This is a genomic window from Thalassospira sp. GB04J01, from assembly GCF_000751115.1.
GTDB lineage: Bacteria > Pseudomonadota > Alphaproteobacteria > Rhodospirillales > Thalassospiraceae > Thalassospira > Thalassospira lucentensis.
In genome coordinates, this window is record NZ_CCDX020000007.1 from 23,878 (window position 1) to 41,417 (window position 17,540).

The 17,540-nt window shown below is 54.8% G+C and carries 19 protein-coding genes; 9 read left to right on the forward strand and 10 right to left on the reverse strand.

Annotated elements, in window-relative coordinates; genetic code table 11:
* Positions 1-4: 4 nt before the first annotated feature.
* From AMM48_RS04785 to AMM48_RS04800, 4 genes are all read left to right on the forward strand, one after another.
* Positions 5-415 (forward strand): metalloregulator ArsR/SmtB family transcription factor, encoded by a 411-nt coding sequence (locus tag AMM48_RS04785; protein WP_102783145.1) that lies wholly within the window; start codon positions 5-7, stop codon positions 413-415.
* Entirely contained in the window at positions 415-867 is a 453-nt protein-coding gene (locus AMM48_RS04790; protein WP_102783146.1) for an SRPBCC domain-containing protein, read from the forward strand. Before AMM48_RS04785 ends, AMM48_RS04790 begins: the two co-directional genes overlap by 1 nt.
* A 155-nt stretch (positions 868-1,022) precedes the next feature.
* The gene (locus AMM48_RS04795) at positions 1,023-2,684 is read left to right on the forward strand and encodes an MFS transporter (protein ID WP_102783147.1); all 1,662 of its coding nucleotides are present in this window, start codon (positions 1,023-1,025) and stop codon (positions 2,682-2,684) included.
* A 200-nt stretch (positions 2,685-2,884) separates the two neighbouring features.
* Positions 2,885-3,613 carry a thioredoxin family protein gene (locus AMM48_RS04800; RefSeq protein ID WP_102783148.1) on the forward strand — a complete coding sequence of 243 codons (729 nt, stop codon included), beginning with the start codon at positions 2,885-2,887 and terminating at the stop codon, positions 3,611-3,613.
* A gap of 127 nt (positions 3,614-3,740) precedes the next feature.
* Here the strand turns inward: AMM48_RS04800 and AMM48_RS04805 are convergent, their stop codons facing one another.
* The 4 genes from AMM48_RS04805 to AMM48_RS04820 all read right to left on the reverse strand — a co-directional run bounded on the left by AMM48_RS04805 (position 3,741) and on the right by AMM48_RS04820 (position 7,034).
* Positions 3,741-4,541, reverse strand: coding sequence for a MetQ/NlpA family ABC transporter substrate-binding protein (locus AMM48_RS04805; protein WP_102783149.1), 801 nt, complete (start codon positions 4,539-4,541; stop codon positions 3,741-3,743).
* Positions 4,542-4,630: 89 nt separating this feature from the next.
* Positions 4,631-5,290 (reverse strand): methionine ABC transporter permease, encoded by a 660-nt coding sequence (locus tag AMM48_RS04810; protein WP_102783150.1) that lies wholly within the window; start codon positions 5,288-5,290, stop codon positions 4,631-4,633.
* Positions 5,291-5,293: 3 nt separating this feature from the next.
* Positions 5,294-6,112 carry an ATP-binding cassette domain-containing protein gene (locus AMM48_RS04815; RefSeq protein ID WP_102783151.1) on the reverse strand — a complete coding sequence of 273 codons (819 nt, stop codon included), beginning with the start codon at positions 6,110-6,112 and terminating at the stop codon, positions 5,294-5,296.
* Positions 6,113-6,368: 256 nt separating this feature from the next.
* Positions 6,369-7,034 carry a TetR/AcrR family transcriptional regulator gene (locus tag AMM48_RS04820; RefSeq protein ID WP_102783152.1) on the reverse strand — a complete coding sequence of 222 codons (666 nt, stop codon included), beginning with the start codon at positions 7,032-7,034 and terminating at the stop codon, positions 6,369-6,371.
* A 240-nt stretch (positions 7,035-7,274) separates the two neighbouring features.
* Between AMM48_RS04820 and AMM48_RS04825 the strand changes: the two genes are divergently transcribed.
* Together AMM48_RS04825 and AMM48_RS04830 are read left to right on the forward strand one after the other, a co-directional pair.
* Positions 7,275-8,234: a homocysteine S-methyltransferase family protein gene (locus AMM48_RS04825; protein ID WP_102783153.1), complete on the forward strand. Its 960-nt coding sequence runs from the start codon at positions 7,275-7,277 to the stop codon at positions 8,232-8,234.
* A gap of 45 nt (positions 8,235-8,279) precedes the next feature.
* A complete protein-coding gene (locus tag AMM48_RS04830; protein WP_102783154.1) occupies positions 8,280-8,912 on the forward strand; it encodes a GNAT family N-acetyltransferase in 633 nt (210 codons plus the stop codon).
* 44 nt (positions 8,913-8,956) lie between these two features.
* Here the strand turns inward: AMM48_RS04830 and AMM48_RS04835 are convergent, their stop codons facing one another.
* The 3 genes from AMM48_RS04835 to AMM48_RS04845 all read right to left on the reverse strand — a co-directional run bounded on the left by AMM48_RS04835 (position 8,957) and on the right by AMM48_RS04845 (position 11,569).
* Positions 8,957-9,358: a DUF1398 family protein gene (locus tag AMM48_RS04835; RefSeq protein WP_102783155.1), complete on the reverse strand. Its 402-nt coding sequence runs from the start codon at positions 9,356-9,358 to the stop codon at positions 8,957-8,959.
* A gap of 99 nt (positions 9,359-9,457) precedes the next feature.
* Positions 9,458-9,913 carry a DNA polymerase III subunit chi gene (locus AMM48_RS04840; RefSeq protein WP_102783156.1) on the reverse strand — a complete coding sequence of 152 codons (456 nt, stop codon included), beginning with the start codon at positions 9,911-9,913 and terminating at the stop codon, positions 9,458-9,460.
* 186 nt (positions 9,914-10,099) lie between these two features.
* Positions 10,100-11,569 carry a leucyl aminopeptidase gene (locus AMM48_RS04845; protein ID WP_102783157.1) on the reverse strand — a complete coding sequence of 490 codons (1,470 nt, stop codon included), beginning with the start codon at positions 11,567-11,569 and terminating at the stop codon, positions 10,100-10,102.
* A gap of 251 nt (positions 11,570-11,820) precedes the next feature.
* On the opposite strand from AMM48_RS04845, the gene AMM48_RS04850 reads away from it, so the two are divergent.
* Positions 11,821-13,053 (forward strand): NnrS family protein, encoded by a 1,233-nt coding sequence (locus AMM48_RS04850; protein WP_102783158.1) that lies wholly within the window; start codon positions 11,821-11,823, stop codon positions 13,051-13,053.
* Positions 13,054-13,058: 5 nt separating this feature from the next.
* Here AMM48_RS04850 and AMM48_RS04855 read toward each other — a convergent pair whose 3' ends face one another.
* The 3 genes from AMM48_RS04855 to AMM48_RS04865 form a co-directional block, all read right to left on the reverse strand.
* Positions 13,059-13,532, reverse strand: coding sequence for a GNAT family N-acetyltransferase (locus AMM48_RS04855; protein ID WP_102783159.1), 474 nt, complete (start codon positions 13,530-13,532; stop codon positions 13,059-13,061).
* Between the two features lie 70 nt (positions 13,533-13,602).
* Positions 13,603-14,703, reverse strand: coding sequence for an AmmeMemoRadiSam system radical SAM enzyme (gene amrS, locus AMM48_RS04860; protein ID WP_102783160.1), 1,101 nt, complete (start codon positions 14,701-14,703; stop codon positions 13,603-13,605).
* Between the two features lie 41 nt (positions 14,704-14,744).
* Complete coding sequence (locus AMM48_RS04865) at positions 14,745-15,533, reverse strand: hypothetical protein (protein WP_102783161.1); 789 nt, start codon at positions 15,531-15,533, stop codon at positions 14,745-14,747.
* Between the two features lie 120 nt (positions 15,534-15,653).
* Here AMM48_RS04865 and amrB point away from each other — a divergent pair, with 120 nt between their 5' ends.
* Positions 15,654-17,132 carry an AmmeMemoRadiSam system protein B gene (gene amrB, locus AMM48_RS04870; RefSeq protein ID WP_102783162.1) on the forward strand — a complete coding sequence of 493 codons (1,479 nt, stop codon included), beginning with the start codon at positions 15,654-15,656 and terminating at the stop codon, positions 17,130-17,132.
* Positions 17,133-17,162: 30 nt separating this feature from the next.
* Complete coding sequence (locus AMM48_RS04875; RefSeq protein ID WP_244271122.1) at positions 17,163-17,531, forward strand: DUF2750 domain-containing protein; 369 nt, start codon at positions 17,163-17,165, stop codon at positions 17,529-17,531.
* Positions 17,532-17,540: the final 9 nt, after the last annotated feature.

The window sequence follows — 17,540 nt, forward strand, 5'->3', positions numbered from 1 at the left end:
CCCCATGGTTAAGTATCAAGACGCCGAATTAAACGACATATTCTCAGCCCTCGCTGATCCGACGCGCCGGGCACTTCTGGCCCGGCTCGAAGGCGAAGACGCCCTGTCCATCAGCGCGCTGGCCCAGCCGTTTGAGGTGTCGCTGCCTGCGGTGATGAAACATTTGAATGTGCTGTCCGATGCTGGGTTGATCACGCGTGAAAAAACCGGGCGCACGGTCAGCATTCGCCTTCAGGCCGAACCGATGGCCCACGCCATGCAATGGCTGTCGCGCTATGAACATTTCTGGACCGAAAGCCTCAACCGGCTTGCGGCCTTTGTCGAAGCCGCCCCTGAGGACGAGACCACGGCTGAACCGGCCCAGTCCTCCAAGTCGGCCAAGTCGCCCCATCCAAACGCTCCAAAGGCCCCGTAATGGAACGACAAAAACCAAGTCTGACGATCCGGCGCCGCCTTGCCGCCCCACCCGCAACGGTTTTTGCCGCATGGACCGATGGGCAAAAACTTGCGCAATGGTGGTCGCCCCATGACTGCGAAATGATGGATGCTCATCTTGATGTCCGGGTCGGTGGCACCTTTCGCATCCGGTTCAAGGAACCCGGACAGGACGGCGAAATTCACGATGTCAGCGGCACCTATGACGCGGTTGAAACCGATCAAAAACTGTCGTTTAGCTGGCAATGGATCACCACGCCCGAACGCACATCGCATGTCACACTGACCCTGACACCCGATGCAAACGGCACGGCAACCATCCTGGTCCTGCATCACGAACAGTTCGCCGATCAGGCTGCCCGCGACGGCCACCAAAACGGCTGGAACAGCACATTGGACAAACTCGAAACCTTTTGCGCCAAGGAGCAATAACCCCCTTGACCTCAACCATGGTTAAGGCCTGAGCATCGCCCCGAATTAAGACCGCATAGCGTACTGAACACCGATGCCACCCCATGAACTTGCGCGATTGACCCCAATCCATCGCGCCACAACGCCACCACAAGAAACTTTAGGAAACACAAGACATGAGCGCCCCCCAAGCCAACACCAACCAAGCCACCCCCGGCCAACCCGGTGCCAAGGCCACCAGCAAGGAATGGATCGGCCTTTTGGTGCTGACCCTGCCCTGCCTTCTGATCGCCATGGACATGACGGTTCTGCATCTTGCCGTGCCCCATCTGACCGCAAGCCTCAACCCGACCAGCGACCAGTTGCTGTGGATTGTCGATATCTATGGCTTTTTCATCGCCGGATCGCTGATCACCATGGGCACCCTTGGTGATCGGATCGGGCGGCGCAAACTTCTGATGATCGGCGGCGGCTGCTTTGGTGCGGCCTCGGTCCTTGCCGCCTTTTCCGATACGCCGGAAATGCTGATTTTCGCCCGGGGTGTGCTGGGCATTGCCGGGGCGACGCTGATGCCTTCGACCCTGTCGCTGATCCGCAACATGTTTCACAATGATAAGGAACGCTCCTTTGCCATTGCCGCATGGATGACCACATTCATGGTCGGCACAGCGGCCGGGCCGCTTCTGGGCGGTGTCGTGCTCAGTTACTTCTGGTGGGGCGCGGTGTTTTTGCTCAACGTGCCGGTGATGGCGCTGTTGTTGCTGGTCGCCCCGATCCTGCTACCTGAACATAAGGCCGAACGCTTTGGCCGGCTTGACCTGTTCAGTGCCGCCTTGTCGCTGTGCTCGGTTCTTGCGATCATTTACGGGGTTAAGGTTTTTGCCGCTTACGGCTTTGGCATTGATGCGCTTGCCGCCCTTGTACTCGGTTTGCTTGGCGCGTGGGTATTTTTTCGCCGTCAGCGCAAACTTGCCGATCCGTTGCTTGATCTTGATCTGCTCAAACAGAAAACCATCGCGTTGCCGATTGTCATTCAGACCGCAGTGATCTTTGCTGGCATGGCCTATTTCATGTTCCTGTCACAGGCCCTGCAACTTGTCATCGGCCTGACACCCATTCAGGCCGGGCTATCGATGTTGCCCGCCACCCTCGCCGGGATTGTCGGCTCGATGGGCGCGCCGGTTCTGATGGGCCGCTATAAACCCGGACAGGTGATGACCGCCGCCCTGATCCTGACCGGGATTGGCTTTGGCATGCTGTCGTGGCCCGGCAGTGTCGTCAGTCTTTACGTGCTGATTGCCGGTGCGACGATCTTTTCACTCGGCATTACCCCGGTTGCGATGATCTGTACCGATATGGTGGTGGCCTCTGCCCCGGCGGATCGGGCCGGATCGGCTGCTGCCATGTCTGAAACCAGTGCCGAGCTTGGCGGTGCCCTTGGCATTGCCGTTCTGGGCAGTGTCGGCACCGCGATCTATCGCGATGTCATGGTCAACGCCGTGCCATCGGGCATTGATGCTACGGCGGCGGAGGCCATTCGCAGCACGCTCGGCGGGGCGGTCAATGCGCTGAGCAATCTACCACTGGCCCTGTCATCCGATATCTTGCCCATCGCACGTGCCGCCTTTACCGACGGGCTTCAGGTGATTTCAATCATCTGCACCATTCTGATGGTTCTATCAGCCATCGGCACCCTGATTGCCCTGCGCGATGCCCGCTGTGAGACCAGTGATGCCAATGACACCAGTGACAGCAATGACGATGACGGCGCAAACGGCGATGCCGTGATCGATCCGACCTTAAAACAGGCTGTCTCCGCCACGGGAACCGTGAAGTAACCCCGATAAGCGCCCCCCACATCCAAGCGGATGAAAGACGCACCTTCTCTACCGTTCGCCCCTCAACCGGGACGCGGCACACGCGGCCCTGACGGCCAAAACAAACACTTGGAACAGCCCAAACGACATAGCCTTACCGCCCCTTGGATCAACACCGCCGACCGACCTGACCAATTTGCCAGACCAATTTGGAGGATACAATGAAACGTCCAGAAATCGTCTCACGCACGCAATGGCTCGACGCCCGTAAAACGTTACTCGCCCGCGAAAAGGAACATATGCGGGCCTATGACCGCCTGTGTGAAGAACGCCGGGCTTTGCCGTGGGTCAAGGTCGACAAGGACTATGTTTTTGACACGCCCGATGGCCAAAAATCGCTGGCCGATCTGTTTGACGGGCGCAGCCAGCTGATTGTCTATCACTTCATGTTCGGGCCGGGCTGGAAAGAAGGCTGCGTTGGCTGTTCCTTCCTTGCCGATCATTTTGACGGCGCCAACCTGCATCTCAAACATCATGATGTGTCGCTGGTTGTCGTCTCGCGCGCCCCGCTTACCGAATTTCAGCCGTTCCAGAAACGCATGAACTGGAATTTCCCGTGGGTTTCATCGGCCGGATCGGACTTCAATTACGATTTTGATGCATCCTTCCGCCCCGATGACGTCAAGGCAGGTACGGCGACCTATAACTTCCGCCCCTATACCGGCAAGATGGAAGACCTGCACGGCGAAAGCGTCTTTGTCCGCGATCCCGACACCGGCGAGATTTTCCACACCTATTCCAGCTATGCCCGTGCCGGGGATGCGCTGATCGGTGCGCACACATTTCTCGACATGACCCCGTTTGGTCGCAACGAGGACGGGGTGATGAACTGGGTGAAACTGCATGATTTGTATGAGGATTACAAATCAGCTGATTCGGGCTGTCACTAACCGGGCGAAAATGATCGGGAAATTCACCGGAAAATCCCCGAAAAAACCCGTATTATGTATGTACATAACGCAACGCCCGCGCATCAATTAATGCGCGGGCGCTACTTATTTTGAATAATAGCTGGGATTATTCAGAAATTTTGAATACCGGAAGCACCGAACCTTCGTATTTGGTTTCGATGAATTCGCGGATGCTGTCATCGTGATACGACTCAACCAGGGTCTTGACCCAAGGTTTGTCTTTATCCTGTGTACGGGTGACAATCACGTTGGCATACGGGCTGTCATTGCCTTCAATCACAATCGAATCCTTAACCGGGTTCAGACCGGCTTCCAGCGCGTAGTTGGTGTTAATCGCCGAGGCATCCAGATCGGTCAACGAGCGCGGAAGCTGTGCGGCGTCCAGTTCTACGAACTTGATATTCTTGGGGTTTTCAATGACATCAAGCGGGCTGACAACAAGACCGGCATCCGGATCAACCTTGATCAGGCCTTGCGACTGCAGCACCAGAAGCGCACGGCCACCATTGGTCGGATCGTTCGGAATACCGATTTCCGCACCATCTTTAAGCTCATCAAGGCTTTTGATTTTGTCTGAATAAATGCCCATCGGGGTCAGGATGTTATAGCCGACCACCGCAAGGTCATAGCCACGGTCCTTGATCTGGTTATCCAGATACGGTTTGTGCTGGAAACTATTGGCATCCAGATCGCCATCATCAAGTGCCTGATTCGGAATAACATAATCCGAGAAGCTGATGATTTCGATGTCCAAACCCTTGGTGGCTGCGACTTTGGCAACCTGTTCCATGACTTCTTCATGGGCACCCGGGGTCACTGCGACCTTGATTTTTTCATTGGCGATTGCCTGCCCGGTCAGGGCGGCAGTCAGAACGGCGGCAGCCGTCAGTTTAAGTAGAAACCGCATGATAAAGCTCCTTGGTTGCTTTGTTTTCTGTGGTGTTTTTGCGGGAATTCGAAAAATCGAATGTGGGGCGTCAATTCTGTATTTTGCGATCAGATGTTGCGTTTATCCGCCTTGCGCGCCAGCCGGTCGCCAAACATCTGCACGGCCTGAACCACAACAATCAGGGTCACAACCACCACGGCCATCACATCAGGACGGAACCGTTGATAACCATAGCGAATGCCAAGATCACCAAGCCCGCCAGCACCGACAGCACCCACCATGGCTGAATAGCCAATCAGGGTCACCGCCGTCAGGGTCAGGCCATGAATAATCCCCGGCAGGGCTTCAGGCAGCAGCACCTTGGTCACCACCTGTAACGGGCGTGCGCCCATGGCTTGGGCGGCTTCGGTCAGGCCACTATCCACTTCGCGGATGGCCCCTTCGATGATGCGGGCAATAAACGGAATTGCCGCGACGGTCAGCGGCACGATGGCCGCAGACGTGCCGATGGATGTGCCGACAATCAACCGCGTAAACGGAATGATCGCAACCGCCAGAATGATGAAGGGGACCGAGCGGGTCGCATTGACAATCGGGCCAATGATTTTCTGAAACAATGGCGCTTCAAGCAATTCACCGCGACCAGAAGTTGCCAGTAATACGCCAAGCGGCAAGCCAAGGGCAGTCGCCAGAAACAGCGACACGCCGACCATATAAAGGGTTTCCCAAGTCGCCTGAAGCAGAATTGGTGCGAGTGTTGTTAGCATGGCTTAGCCCTCCTGCCCGTCAGATATCGTGGCGAATGCATCAGCATCCGTAGCAGCATCGGTACCGGCCCGAAATTCCATAAACTCATCCGCCAGAAGCGACTGGGTTGTCGCATGCACCGGATTGGCAAAGATGCTACTCACATTGCCTTCTTCGACAATCACGCCGCGATCCATCACCGCCACCCGGTCACACAGCGCCTTAACCACCGCCATTTCGTGGGTGATCACCACCATGGTCAGGCCAAGACGTTTGTTGATGTCTTTGAGCAGCGTCAGGATTTGACGGGTGGTTTCCGGATCAAGCGCGGATGTGACCTCGTCACACAGCAAAACCTTGGGATTGGACGACAGGGCGCGCGCAATACCGACACGCTGTTTCTGACCACCCGACAATTCGGCGGGATAGCGATCACGTTTGTCATCAAGCCCAACGAGCGGCAACAGTGGATCAACGGCGGCGGCAATTTCAGCCTTGCTCGCCCCGGCCAGTTCAAGTGGCAACGCGATGTTGCCATAGACCGTGCGCGACGACAGAAGGTTAAAGTGCTGAAACACCATGCCAAGCTGGCGGCGGAACAACGGCAAGTCGCGCTTGGAAAGTGTGGTGACTTCTGCCCCATCGACAATCACGGAGCCAGAAGTCGGCCGTTCAAGCAGATTGATGCAGCGGATCAGAGTTGATTTCCCGGCACCTGATCTGCCAATCACGCCGACAATCTCGCCCGCCGCAATATCAAGATCAATACCGCGCAATGCCGCATGGGCATCGTTGCCGCGTCGGGCAGGATATGTTTTCTGAACGTTCGAGAGCCTGATCATCGGTCTCAACCTTTTCCGTACATACAAAAAAACCGCCGCGGCGAAACCGAGGCGGTCGTACATACGGAGCATATACGCCCTCTCGCTTTAGCCGCATTTTTATCGCGCCCGCAAGCTGAGGAGCAAATCGGCGCGTTCGATATGACTGGTATAATTGACTAAAGCCGGTTCTTCAATGGCAATGATCATGCAATTTACGCATAGCTTTTATGATAGCCGCCTGATTAACAAATATTTTTTGTATAACCAGCCAGCGTCAGCCAGCCTGCTTGGCAAACAGCAACTTAACGAAACTGCGCAGCAGCATGATCTGATTTGCCAGCATTTGAGGACGCCCAAGCGCCTTGGACATCACGATGCCACCTTCGACCACGGTGGACACCATATCGGCCAGTTCATCAAGATCAACCGGTTCGTTTGGCGGGTATTGTTCAACAACCCTGTCAAGAATTGTGCGAAACCGGTCACGCCATCCCAACACTGCCTGTTGGTTCAACTGACGGACTTCCTGATCAAAAAGCCGTTCCTGATAGCAATAGACGGCAATCAGGCATCCGGGATGGCCGTTCGGCAAGTCTTCCACCAGCTCGGCCAGCATTTTAAGCCCGATGAGAAACTGCTGGAGCGGATCATCCGTCAGTTCCTGCCCACGGTTAAACACCTGATCAAGGATGATTTCATCCTGATCGATGTGCCGGAGCAAAAGTGCACGCGCCAGTTCGTTCTTATCCTTGAAATGATAGAAGAACCCGCTTTTGGTGATCTCGGCTTCGCAGATAATTTCCTCGATCGAGGTCGCCCCGAACCCTTTTTGCAATACAGCCTGCTCGGCAATTTCAAGAATGCGGTCGCGCGTGCGTTCCCCTTTGCCCTTGGCTGTATCGGCGCTCACAGCACCCGACTGATCTACTATCTGGTTCATCACATTACCCTACCGCCGGTACAGTTTTATCGTCACACAGCATACCCCGATTGCGCCAGACTACCGAACCAATCGCATAATCCATTGTTTTTGAATGGTTTTAAGTAAATCCAAAAACAGCACCACGTGCGCACTAGAAGAAAAACCCACCCAAAGCGACACTTCGCCCTCACAAGTTTCTCCGGCTCTAAATAGCGCCAGAGTAGAATTTTTAAAACCAAAAACATGAAATACGACGTTATGACGCACCACCATCACAACTTACCGCCCTTCGCGCCCACCAAATTCATCACCGACGGCGGGCTTGAAACGACCCTGATTTTTCATGACGGGATCGACATCCCCTATTTCGCGTCGTTCGATCTATTGAAGACAACGGACGGCTATGACCGGGTTTATGCCTATTACGCGCGTTACCTTGAAATCGCCCGCACGGCCAAAGTTGGCTTTATCCTTGAAAGCCCAACCTGGCGTGCAAGCAGCGACTGGGGTCCGCGCATGGGCTACTCCGCCCTTGAACTGGCCGACATCAATGTCAAATCAATCGCCATGATGTCTGATCTGCGTGATCAGTATCAAACAGACGACACGCCCTGCCTGATCAGTGGCTGTGTCGGACCACGCGGTGATGGCTATACCCCGTCAGATCGCATGACCGCCGAGCAGGCCCGCGATTATCATGCTGTGCAAATCGAAAGCTTTGCGGGAACAGCGATTGATATGGTGTCCGCCATCACGATGAATTATCTCGAAGAAGCCCTTGGCATTGCCTTGTCCTGCAAGGACGCACAAGTGCCCTGCGTCATTTCCTTTACCGTTGAAACCGATGGCCATTTGCCAAGCGGGGAAACCATTGAGGAAGCGATTGCACGGGTTGACCATCACACCGGGGCCTATCCGGTTTATTACATGATCAATTGCGCCCATCCCGATCATTTCCGCGACAAGCTTGGCGGCAACGGGGCGTGGAAAAACCGCATTTGCGGGGTGCGCGCCAATGCATCGCGCCAAAGCCATGCGGAGCTTGACGCCTGCGAACATCTTGACGATGGCAATCCTGATGAGTTGGGCCGCCTGTATCGTGATCTTGCCAGCGTGTTGCCAAACCTTTCGGTGATTGGCGGCTGCTGCGGGACCGATCATCGTCACGTTACCGCCATGGCCGAACATGCGTTACCGCATCTTCACGCTGCACGCTAAGCCACAAAACCCACATAAAACCCAAAAAACGACGGGACACGAGCAATGAATATGAACTTCAAACCAGCCCCCATGTCAGACGCGCCACAGATGACACCGCCCCTTGATATACGGCGCGCCACGCCAAATGATGCCGATGCCATGGCCAAACTGATCAATATCGCGGGCGAAGGCCTGCCGGTGTATCTGTGGCAGAACATGATCGAAGGCAGTGAAACCGCTTGGGATGTCGGCCGCAGGCGCGCACAACGTGAAGAAGGCGGGTTTTCATACCGCAACACGCAATTTGCCTTTGGCGAACATCAAATCATGGGGGCGGTAATTGGCTATGCCCAGCCTGATACGGCTGAGCCGGTCAATCGCGATGAAATTCCGGCGATGTTCGTGCCGATCCTTGAACTCGAAAACCTTGCACCGGGCAGCTGGTACATCAATGTGCTCGCAGTGTTCCCGCCATTTCGCAATCGCGGGGTTGGATCGGTTCTGGTGCGAGCAGCCGAAAACGATGCGCGCGACGCTGGTAAGCATTCGGTCAGCATCATTGCATCGGATGGCAATCCCGGTGCCGTGCGTCTTTATGAACGCATGGGATACACGGCCTGCGCGACACGTAAAATGGTCAAGGAGGAGTGGGACAATCCCGGTGAAAATTGGACCTTGCTGATCAAGCAGCTTTGATCGGGCAAAAGGCTGGAAGCGATCCGCTTTCAGCCTTTAATATTTCAATCGGGGAAATATTCCACATGGGTTTCCCCGGTTCGCCCAAGGTAAAGTGCACGGCGTCCAGAGAACGAGACGATATAACCCGCACAGCCCGCCGCCGCGACTTTAGAACAGAACCCCTTATAGGTGTAACCGGGGATGAGTTGCTGGGCCTCCCGGATGGCGGACTGGATAGCATCGCGGTCAAAATCCGGGGCGACGGGATTGTCAGCTTTGTGGGTCGAAAGCTCCAGACTTTGACCATCGGCGAGATAATAGACGGCAAGGGAACGGCGAAAATCGACTGCATAACTTTCAAATCCCGCCTGCATCAAGGTGCCGACGATTTCCGGGAAGGTCATCGTGCCGTCTTCTGCCCCAGTCAGGCAGCTTTGCGCCACCGACTTTTGAGAGTTGTCCATCTGCGTTTCCAATCAAATAAGCGTGCTTTAGATCAGGCAACAGGTAACAGGTAACAGGAAGGGTCGTCAGGTGACATTGTTCGGCAGGATATCGGAAAACTAGCTTTCGGCCTTTTTTTCCCACGCACCTTGCGGGGTTTGCTGCCAATAAGACAGCTTGTGGCCTGCGTCTTTCCAGTCTTTCCAGCGCGTGCGGGCTTCTGCCACCGCGTCATGATCGCGGTCATCAAACAGCATGATCACCCGTTCATAATCAGCAATCTTTTCGCTGATCGCCCGGTCGGTCAGAAACAGGAACTGGGCACCATTGGGGTTTTCATCCTCAGACGTTAGCCAGACCGGTTGCATTTCCGGATCGCCATCCGATTTTGCCCCATGGGGCAGCCAGCTTGCCGCGTCATAGGTCCAAAGCAGGGTATTGATGGCATCAACCCGTTGCTCAATCCCGGTCATCACCACAGCACGTTTTTCCCGCTCCAATGTCTTGGACAGCAGGGTCGGGAGTGCGCGTTCCAGCGGCATGCTGGTGAGATGATAGAACCAGATATCGGCCATAAGGCGTTTCTATCCCGAAGACGAAAACGGGGCAAGGTGATCATCACCCTGCCCCGGATTAATTTGCAATGCGTTCAGCCCGTCAATGCATCTGGGCAAGTGCCCGAACACGCATGCCCCCGAACACGCACGCCATAGATTCTCGCCTGCGCGGGAATGACGGCGCGGCTTAGGGACAGTGTGGCTTTAAGCTTCGTAGTTATCAGCAACAAAGCGATCAAGCAGACGCACACCAAACCCTGTCGCCCCTTTTGGTGTGACTTCCTTGTCGGATGTCGACCACGCGGTTGCGGCAATATCAAGATGCGCCCACGGGCGATCCTTGGTGATAAAGCGTTTGAGGAACTGGGCCGCGGTGATCGAACCCGCCGCACGGCCGCCAACGTTTTTCATATCGGCAATGTCAGATTTGATCTGCTTGTCATAGCCCGCACCCAGTGGCAAACGCCAAACGGTTTCATCGACCGACAGACCCGCCGTGGTGATTTGCTGTGACAGGTCATCATTGTTGGAAAACAGACCGGCATTTTCATGACCAAGGGCAATGATCACCGCCCCCGTAAGGGTCGCCAGATCGACAATCAAACGCGGATCGTGTTTTTCCTGAACGTATGTCAGGGCATCACACAGAACCAAGCGGCCTTCGGCGTCGGTATTGATGACTTCAATCGTCTGCCCCGACATTGAGGTCACAACATCGCCCGGACGCTGTGCGGTGGAAGACGGCATGTTTTCAACAAGACCGATAACCCCGACCACGTTGCATTTCGCCTTACGACCCGCCAAGGCCTTCATCAGGCCAGACACAACACCGGCCCCGCCCATGTCAAACTTCATGTCTTCCATGCCAGCCGCCGGTTTGATCGAAATCCCGCCGGTATCAAAGGTCACACCCTTGCCAACAAAGGCGACGGGGGCGTCTTTTTTCTTGCCACCGTTCCAGCGCATGACAACCATATAAGGCTTTTGGGCCGAGCCCATGGCAACGCCCAAAAGTGCGCCCATGCCAAGCTTTTTCATTTCCTTTTCGTCAAGCACGTCAATCTCGACACCGAGCTTTTCAAGCGCGCTGACTTCTTTCATGAAGCTTTCAGGATAGAGAACGTTGGCCGGCTCAGACACCAGATCGCGGGTAAAGAACACGCCTTCGACGACCTTTTTGGCGCTATCGAACTGTTTCTTGGCATCCTTGTGATCGCGCGCCGCAATCGACAGGCTCTTAAGAACCGGCTTGTCGTCCTTGGTTTCGGTGGTGCGATATTTATCAAACCGATAGTCGCGCAGCATGGCACCGGTTGCGAAATCACAGGCCAGACCATCCATATCAAACAGAACGGTCAGGTCTTTCTCCCCGGTCGAAATCGCACGGGTGGTCACCGTGCCGCCAAGTTTCTGGGCGGCGATCACGTCAAACTCGGCTTCCTTGCCAATCCCGAAAACAATCACGCGCGACAGATCAACATTGGCCGGGGCCAGAATCTGCAGGCTTTGGCCGGACTTGCCCTTAAAGGTCGAAGATTTGATCGCCTTGGTGATTGTGCCGCCCATGGCTTCATCAAGGGCAACTGCACTTGGCATCAAGTCGCCACCTTCGGTGGCAAAAGCGATGACCGCACCGCTGGTCGGAAGGGCAAGATCGGAAAACGTGATCTTCATGGTGAACAGGACTCCTGTCATGTTTCGGGGCACACAGCCCTTTTCAAAAGCAGCTGTGTTGTTGAAATACTGCCCTTAATCTAGCGCGTTAAACGGCGATGAAAAGGTTTATCGTTGAAAAAGCTGCGTGATTTCACGCAATAGCAATGGTTTGATCGATAAAAACATTCCCGATGCCGATTGCGCAACATCAAGGACGCCCCTCACAAAGGCGCTATTATGACGCATTCCAGCCTTTTGGAGCCTGCATCATGAATGCCCAAACTGCCCCCGTTTCAATCCATGAACCCGCCCCCGCATCCCATCCATTCTGGAGCGGTGCGTTTCGCCCGCTTTTCCTGTGTGCGGGTCTTCTTGCCATTGTTGCCGTTGTCTGGTGGGTTGCCGGGTTTGTCCATGGCGTCCCGACACCAAGCCTTGGTACCGCATCCTTCTGGCACGCCCATGAGATGATTTTTGGCTTTGGCGGGGCGGCAATTGGTGGTTTTCTGTTAACCGCGATTGCCAACTGGACCGGTCGCCCGGCGATTTCCGGACCGATGTTAATGGGCCTTACATTTACGTGGATTTTGGGGCGGGTCGTGATTGGCTTTGGCGAAAGCCTGCCTGTTGCATTGGTGATCCTTGGGGCAATTGGTTATTTCGTCTTTCTGATTGCGCTGGGCCTGCGGGAACTTGTCGCAGCGCGCAACTTTAAAAACCTGCGGGTTTTGGCCGTCATTGGCGTGATTGCGCTGTTTGATGGATTGTTCACCGCGGCCTGTCTTGATGCCCTCGCCCTTGATGCGGTGATGCTCTATCAAACTGCCATTCTGACGATCATTTTATTGATATCGCTGATTGGCGGACGGGTGATCCCGGCCTTTACCCGCAACTGGATGACCCGCGATCACATCAATGCAACGATGCCCACAATGTTTAACCGGTTTGATATGCTCTGCCTTGCCAGTGTCGCCATCAGCATCGTGGCCGGGATCATTGATCCGGCGGGTATGGCATTTGGTTCTGCCCTGCTGCTGGCTGCGATCCTTCATACCGTACGATTGATCCGCTGGCGCGGCATTCATAGCTGGCGTGAGCCAATTGTTGCCATGCTGCATCTGGGGTATTTCTGGGTGCCCGCTGGGCTGGTCCTGCTGGGTGCATCCGTCATCTGGCCCGATGCCATCACAAGCCGCGATGCCCTGCATGGGCTGACCGGCGGGGCGATTGCCTGCATGATCATTGCCATTGCTGGCCGTGCGGCCCTTGGCCATACCGGGCGGGAGGTGCGCGCAGGTGTTTTGCTGAATGCTGCCTTTGCCCTGATCTGGATTTCTACCGTTTTTCGGGTTGTCGCGGGTCAAAGCGATGGCCATTACATCACCCTGCTGGCGATTGCGACCTTGATGTGGATTGGCGGCTGGCTGGCGTTTTTGATTGGCTATGGGCCGGTTCTGATCGGACCATCGCAGAAGAAAACGCGCGGCATTCCGGTGCGCTAAGCGCGCTAGGTGAAATCAAACAGCGACATCGACGGGTTGGATTTGATGTATTCAACCTCGCCACCATCCTCATCCCCGGTGCTGATCCAGCCGTGCATTTCGTAAAACCCGTGCGCGCGGTTTTTGGGATCGGCCCCGGTGGTCAGCGATATGTCATCGCATCCCTGTTCAAACAGCCAGTCCTCGGCCATGCGCAACAATGCCGCACCCACCCCGCGTCCTTCAAAATCGGGATCGACGAACAGCGCCCATAACGTCGACTCAGCCGGGATGGCGATGGCAAAGCCCGCCGCCGAGCCATCCAAATCGGCAATCCAGATGCCGTAGCCATCAGACAGCCATTTGCCAAAGGCCGCTTTGGTGATGCCGCGTTCGGCAAGCTGGCTGGGCGACAGGTGGTTTTCGCGCACGCGGCTTCGGATGGCGAAAATTGCCCCGACATCGCCGGTCCGTGCTTTGCGAATTTTCAGTCCGGCCATGTGTTCTATCCCAATACGCCCTTACCCGGCGGCACTTTAGCCAAGCAGGCGCAATGCACCAGAAAAAACGTCATTGCGCGGGCGATTTAAGCCGTACCGGCAATCGTTTTGGCCCCCATGTGCCCGGTTTGGGCGCAAACACACCCCCGCAGTGGGTGCCACAGCTTTTACATGCGCCGTTCGTATCAAGGTTCAAATCCGATAATTGATACCAGTCCCGGCCAATCAGAAGATCGCCACAGCCATGGCAATAGGTGCTACTCGCCGACTTGTCATGCACATTGCCGACATAAGGGTAGCGGATGCCGTTTTTAAGCGCGATGTCGCGCGCCCGGATCAGGGTTTCGGGCGGGGTGCGCGGATGATCCATCATTTTCCAGTCGGGGTGAAAGGCGGTGAAATGCATCGGCACATCGGGGCCAAGATTTTCACGCACCCAGTTGGTCATGGCATCAAACTCGCCGTCCCCGTCATTCTCGCCGGGGATGACAAGGTTGGTCAGCTCAAACCACACCCCGGTTTCCTGTTTAAGGTATTTCAGCGTTTCAAGAACATCAGCCAAATGGGCCGAGCAAAGCTTGTGATAGAAATCCTCTGTAAAGCCCTTAAGATCGACATTGGCCGCATCCATATGGCGAAAAAATTCTTCGCGCGCCTTTTCCCCGATATAGCCCGCCGTGACGGCCACGGTCCGTATGCCCGCTTCGCGGCAGGCTTGGGCAACATCCACCGCATATTCAAGGAAAATCACCGGGTCGTTATAGGTAAACGCCACTGCCGAACAGCCATATTCCTTGGCCGTTTGGGCAATCATTTCGGGGGTTGCCAGCGATCCCAGTTTATCCATCTGACGCGCCTTGGAAATCTCGTGATTTTGGCAGAACTTGCAGGTCAGGTTACAGCCCGCCGTGCCAAACGACAGGATCGGGGTGCCGGGCAAAAAGTGGTTGAGCGGTTTCTTTTCAATTGGATCAATGCAAAAGCCCGAAGACCGGCCCCATGTGGTCAGAACCATCTGATCGTCTTGGCGCGCCCGGACAAAGCACAGCCCGCGCTGCCCGTCTTTGAGCTTACAAAACCGCGGGCAGACATCGCACTGAATCCGGCCATCATCAAGATGATGCCAGTAGCGTCCGGGGACGGTATCAGTGTGTGTTAAGGCGGCGCTCATGGTTGGGGACTTTCGCTTTGCAAGTTTTCCTCTTTGAGCATCTAATTTTGATCAGGAAAATCTACGCATAATTCCGACACAACCCGACAAGCGAATGACCTATTATTTTCCTTTTTCGGAATTACAGCATGAATACTCAATACTTGAGACCAAGGTAAAAAATTCAAATTTTTCTCAGACTCTTTTTTAATTAAAATTCCTCTCTCCAAAGAACGAATGATATTTACGCCTGCCAGTAAATTCCCTCCGGGCATTTCAACATCGTAATAATTAGACATATCATTCAGGTCAGATTGAGCTTTTCCTGCACCGAAGCCAAGACACATGATGGCTACAATAGGAATTGTCACAATCATCAAACATCCAGTCGCCCCATACTTTTCCCGTATACGCGGCACGTCCGTAATTTTATTTGATATTACACCCCATATCACAGTCAAAGATAACCCAATCGCTGAAAAGTTTGGATCACTTGAAAACAATATCTCCGCGGCTGCAATAAGAAGGAAAACCGAAATCAATGCCTTTGGCGCAGATTTCCTAAACGCGCTATAAAACTTCGGATGCGGAGAGGTGGCGATTAATTCCTCCTCTGACAGCCCTTTTTCAATTCCTTGCGTGATCAATTCGTTCATCACTAACGCCAAGAAAGTTAAGACCGTAAGAGGCAACCAAGTAAGAGCAAGTCTAAACAAGTCTGAAACTGTCATTAACCCCATGAGCTCAAATCCGGCGACTTTAAAATAGGCCCATTCATAAAGTACTGACAAAACCAATGTTCCGCCCGACACTGCGGCCGAGAGTTCTGTGAAAGATAGTCTATTTGCCATTATAAATTCTGCTCATTGAGTAAATTAAGCTAATCACCGCACTTATTTTCTTTGTTGTATCGACCAATGACCTAGCAATACCTATTTATCACAAGCACCCTAGAGTCGACAGGAATAAGCATGACCATCATCCGTCCGCCTGCCGTTGCCGGAACGTTTTATCCCGCTGATGCCGATCTTTTGCGAAGCGAGATAGACGGGCTTATGGATGCGGCCTTTAAGTCGGAACAAGCGCAAGGTGATGCGATTCCCAAGGCGATCATTGTGCCGCATGCCGGATTGATGTTTTCAGGTGCAATCGCTGCGCTTGGCTTTGCCACCGTGCGCGCGCTCAAGGGTACGGTCAAACGCATTGTGATTGTCGGACCAGCGCATCGCATGGCGTTTCAGGGGGTGGCCCTTGCCAAGGCGGATGGGTTTGCCACACCGCTTGGCACGGTTAAGTGTGATCTGGCGGGGCTTCAGACCGCCCTGTCGTGGCCGCAGGTTCAGATTTTGGATGATGCGCACCGCCAAGAACACGGGCTTGAGATTGAATTGCCGTTTATCCAGCGGCTGTTTGGCGAGGACAGCGATATCGGGATAGTGCCATTGCTGGTCAGTCGCTGTGGCGCGCGACAGGTGCATGAGTTGATTGAAGCACTATGGGGCGGGCCGGAAACCTTGATGGTGATTTCGTCGGACCTGTCGCATTTCCATGAGTATGACACCGCCCAACAGATGGACAACCGCACGCGTGACATGATCGAGCGGTTTGATGCCGAGGGCATTGATACCAACGATGCCTGCGGGGCGTTGCCGGTTGCCGGGATGTTGATGTCTGCGCGCAAGCGCGGCATGCGGATCAAGACCCTTGGCATGGGCAATTCCGGCGATGTGACCGGCGATAAATCGCGCGTTGTCGGCTATGGCGCGTGGGCGATTTATACCGGGTCGGAAAAGATGCGTGAGCGCGATACGCGCGCCGAACCATCGGACGGATTTACCGGTACGACCGAACAGCTTTTGGCCCAACACGGGCCAGAGATGATTGATCTAGCACGGCAATCGGTCTGGCACGGCATCCGTCATGGCGGGCCGCTTAACGCCGATACATCATCTGTGTCCCCGGCCCTTTTGGAGCCCGGTGCGTGTTTTGTGACCTTGAAGAAATCCGGGCAGCTTCGTGGCTGTATCGGATCGGTGATGGCACATCGTGATTTGGCGACGGACGTCTGCGAAAATGCGTTTAAGGCCGGATTTGCCGACCCCAGATTTCCGCCGCTCCAAAAGGCGGATTTAAACGATGATTTGGAAATCTCGATTTCGGTTTTATCCCCGGCGCGTGATTTTCCGTTTGACAACGAGGCCGATCTGATTGCCAGGCTGACCCCGTTTGAGGATGGCATTATCCTGTCGGACGGCAATAATCGGGGACTTTTCCTGCCGCAAGTGTGGGAACAATTGCCCGAACCGGCCGATTTTCTGGCGCATTTAAAACGCAAGGCAGGCCTGTCGATGGATCATTGGTCCACCACCATGCGCGCCCAGCGGTTTATCACGCGCGGCATTTCAGGTAAGGATATTACGACGCACGATTTCTGGAAAACTTCCGATTAAAGGGTCAAGACCATCGCGACCGTTACAAACATCACCGCAACAACAGCCCCAAACAACCGCTATGCCGATTTTCTAAGTGCCGTTGCCACCTTCGAAGGAGTTTGGGGGCTTTATCGCAATGGCTGGCTGCTGTGTCCCGGCGATGACGGGCAGAAATTCTGCCCATTTTTCCCATCGCGTGATGATGCGGCGCACTGGGAGGATGCGGCTAATACCGGCTATGTCCCAACCGCGATTACGCTGGTGGAATTGATGGAAAGCCTGCTGCCTGATTTGGCGAAAAACGACATTGTGGCGGGCATTTCCCCAACCCCGGATGCTGGTCCCATTGTGCCGGGCCATGATCAGCTTCACCATGATTTGATCACCGCATTCAAGGCCGCAATCGCCGGGAAGTAGAGCAAAACC

Bases quoted from the DNA above. Each gene is read 5' to 3' on its own strand.
- AMM48_RS04785 (WP_102783145.1), top strand. From the start codon at position 5: ATGGTTAAGTATCAAGACGCCGAATTAAACGACATATTCTCAGCCCTC.
- AMM48_RS04790 (WP_102783146.1), top strand. From the start codon at position 415: ATGGAACGACAAAAACCAAGTCTGACGATCCGGCGCCGCCTTGCCGCC.
- AMM48_RS04795 (WP_102783147.1), top strand. From the start codon at position 1,023: ATGAGCGCCCCCCAAGCCAACACCAACCAAGCCACCCCCGGCCAACCC.
- AMM48_RS04800 (WP_102783148.1), top strand. From the start codon at position 2,885: ATGAAACGTCCAGAAATCGTCTCACGCACGCAATGGCTCGACGCCCGT.
- AMM48_RS04805 (WP_102783149.1), bottom strand. From the start codon at position 4,541: ATGCGGTTTCTACTTAAACTGACGGCTGCCGCCGTTCTGACTGCCGCC.
- AMM48_RS04810 (WP_102783150.1), bottom strand. From the start codon at position 5,290: ATGCTAACAACACTCGCACCAATTCTGCTTCAGGCGACTTGGGAAACC.
- AMM48_RS04815 (WP_102783151.1), bottom strand. From the start codon at position 6,112: ATGATCAGGCTCTCGAACGTTCAGAAAACATATCCTGCCCGACGCGGC.
- AMM48_RS04820 (WP_102783152.1), bottom strand. From the start codon at position 7,034: ATGAACCAGATAGTAGATCAGTCGGGTGCTGTGAGCGCCGATACAGCC.
- AMM48_RS04825 (WP_102783153.1), top strand. From the start codon at position 7,275: ATGACGCACCACCATCACAACTTACCGCCCTTCGCGCCCACCAAATTC.
- AMM48_RS04830 (WP_102783154.1), top strand. From the start codon at position 8,280: ATGAATATGAACTTCAAACCAGCCCCCATGTCAGACGCGCCACAGATG.
- AMM48_RS04835 (WP_102783155.1), bottom strand. From the start codon at position 9,358: ATGGACAACTCTCAAAAGTCGGTGGCGCAAAGCTGCCTGACTGGGGCA.
- AMM48_RS04840 (WP_102783156.1), bottom strand. From the start codon at position 9,913: ATGGCCGATATCTGGTTCTATCATCTCACCAGCATGCCGCTGGAACGC.
- AMM48_RS04845 (WP_102783157.1), bottom strand. From the start codon at position 11,569: ATGAAGATCACGTTTTCCGATCTTGCCCTTCCGACCAGCGGTGCGGTC.
- AMM48_RS04850 (WP_102783158.1), top strand. From the start codon at position 11,821: ATGAATGCCCAAACTGCCCCCGTTTCAATCCATGAACCCGCCCCCGCA.
- AMM48_RS04855 (WP_102783159.1), bottom strand. From the start codon at position 13,532: ATGGCCGGACTGAAAATTCGCAAAGCACGGACCGGCGATGTCGGGGCA.
- amrS (WP_102783160.1), bottom strand. From the start codon at position 14,703: ATGAGCGCCGCCTTAACACACACTGATACCGTCCCCGGACGCTACTGG.
- AMM48_RS04865 (WP_102783161.1), bottom strand. From the start codon at position 15,533: ATGGCAAATAGACTATCTTTCACAGAACTCTCGGCCGCAGTGTCGGGC.
- amrB (WP_102783162.1), top strand. From the start codon at position 15,654: ATGACCATCATCCGTCCGCCTGCCGTTGCCGGAACGTTTTATCCCGCT.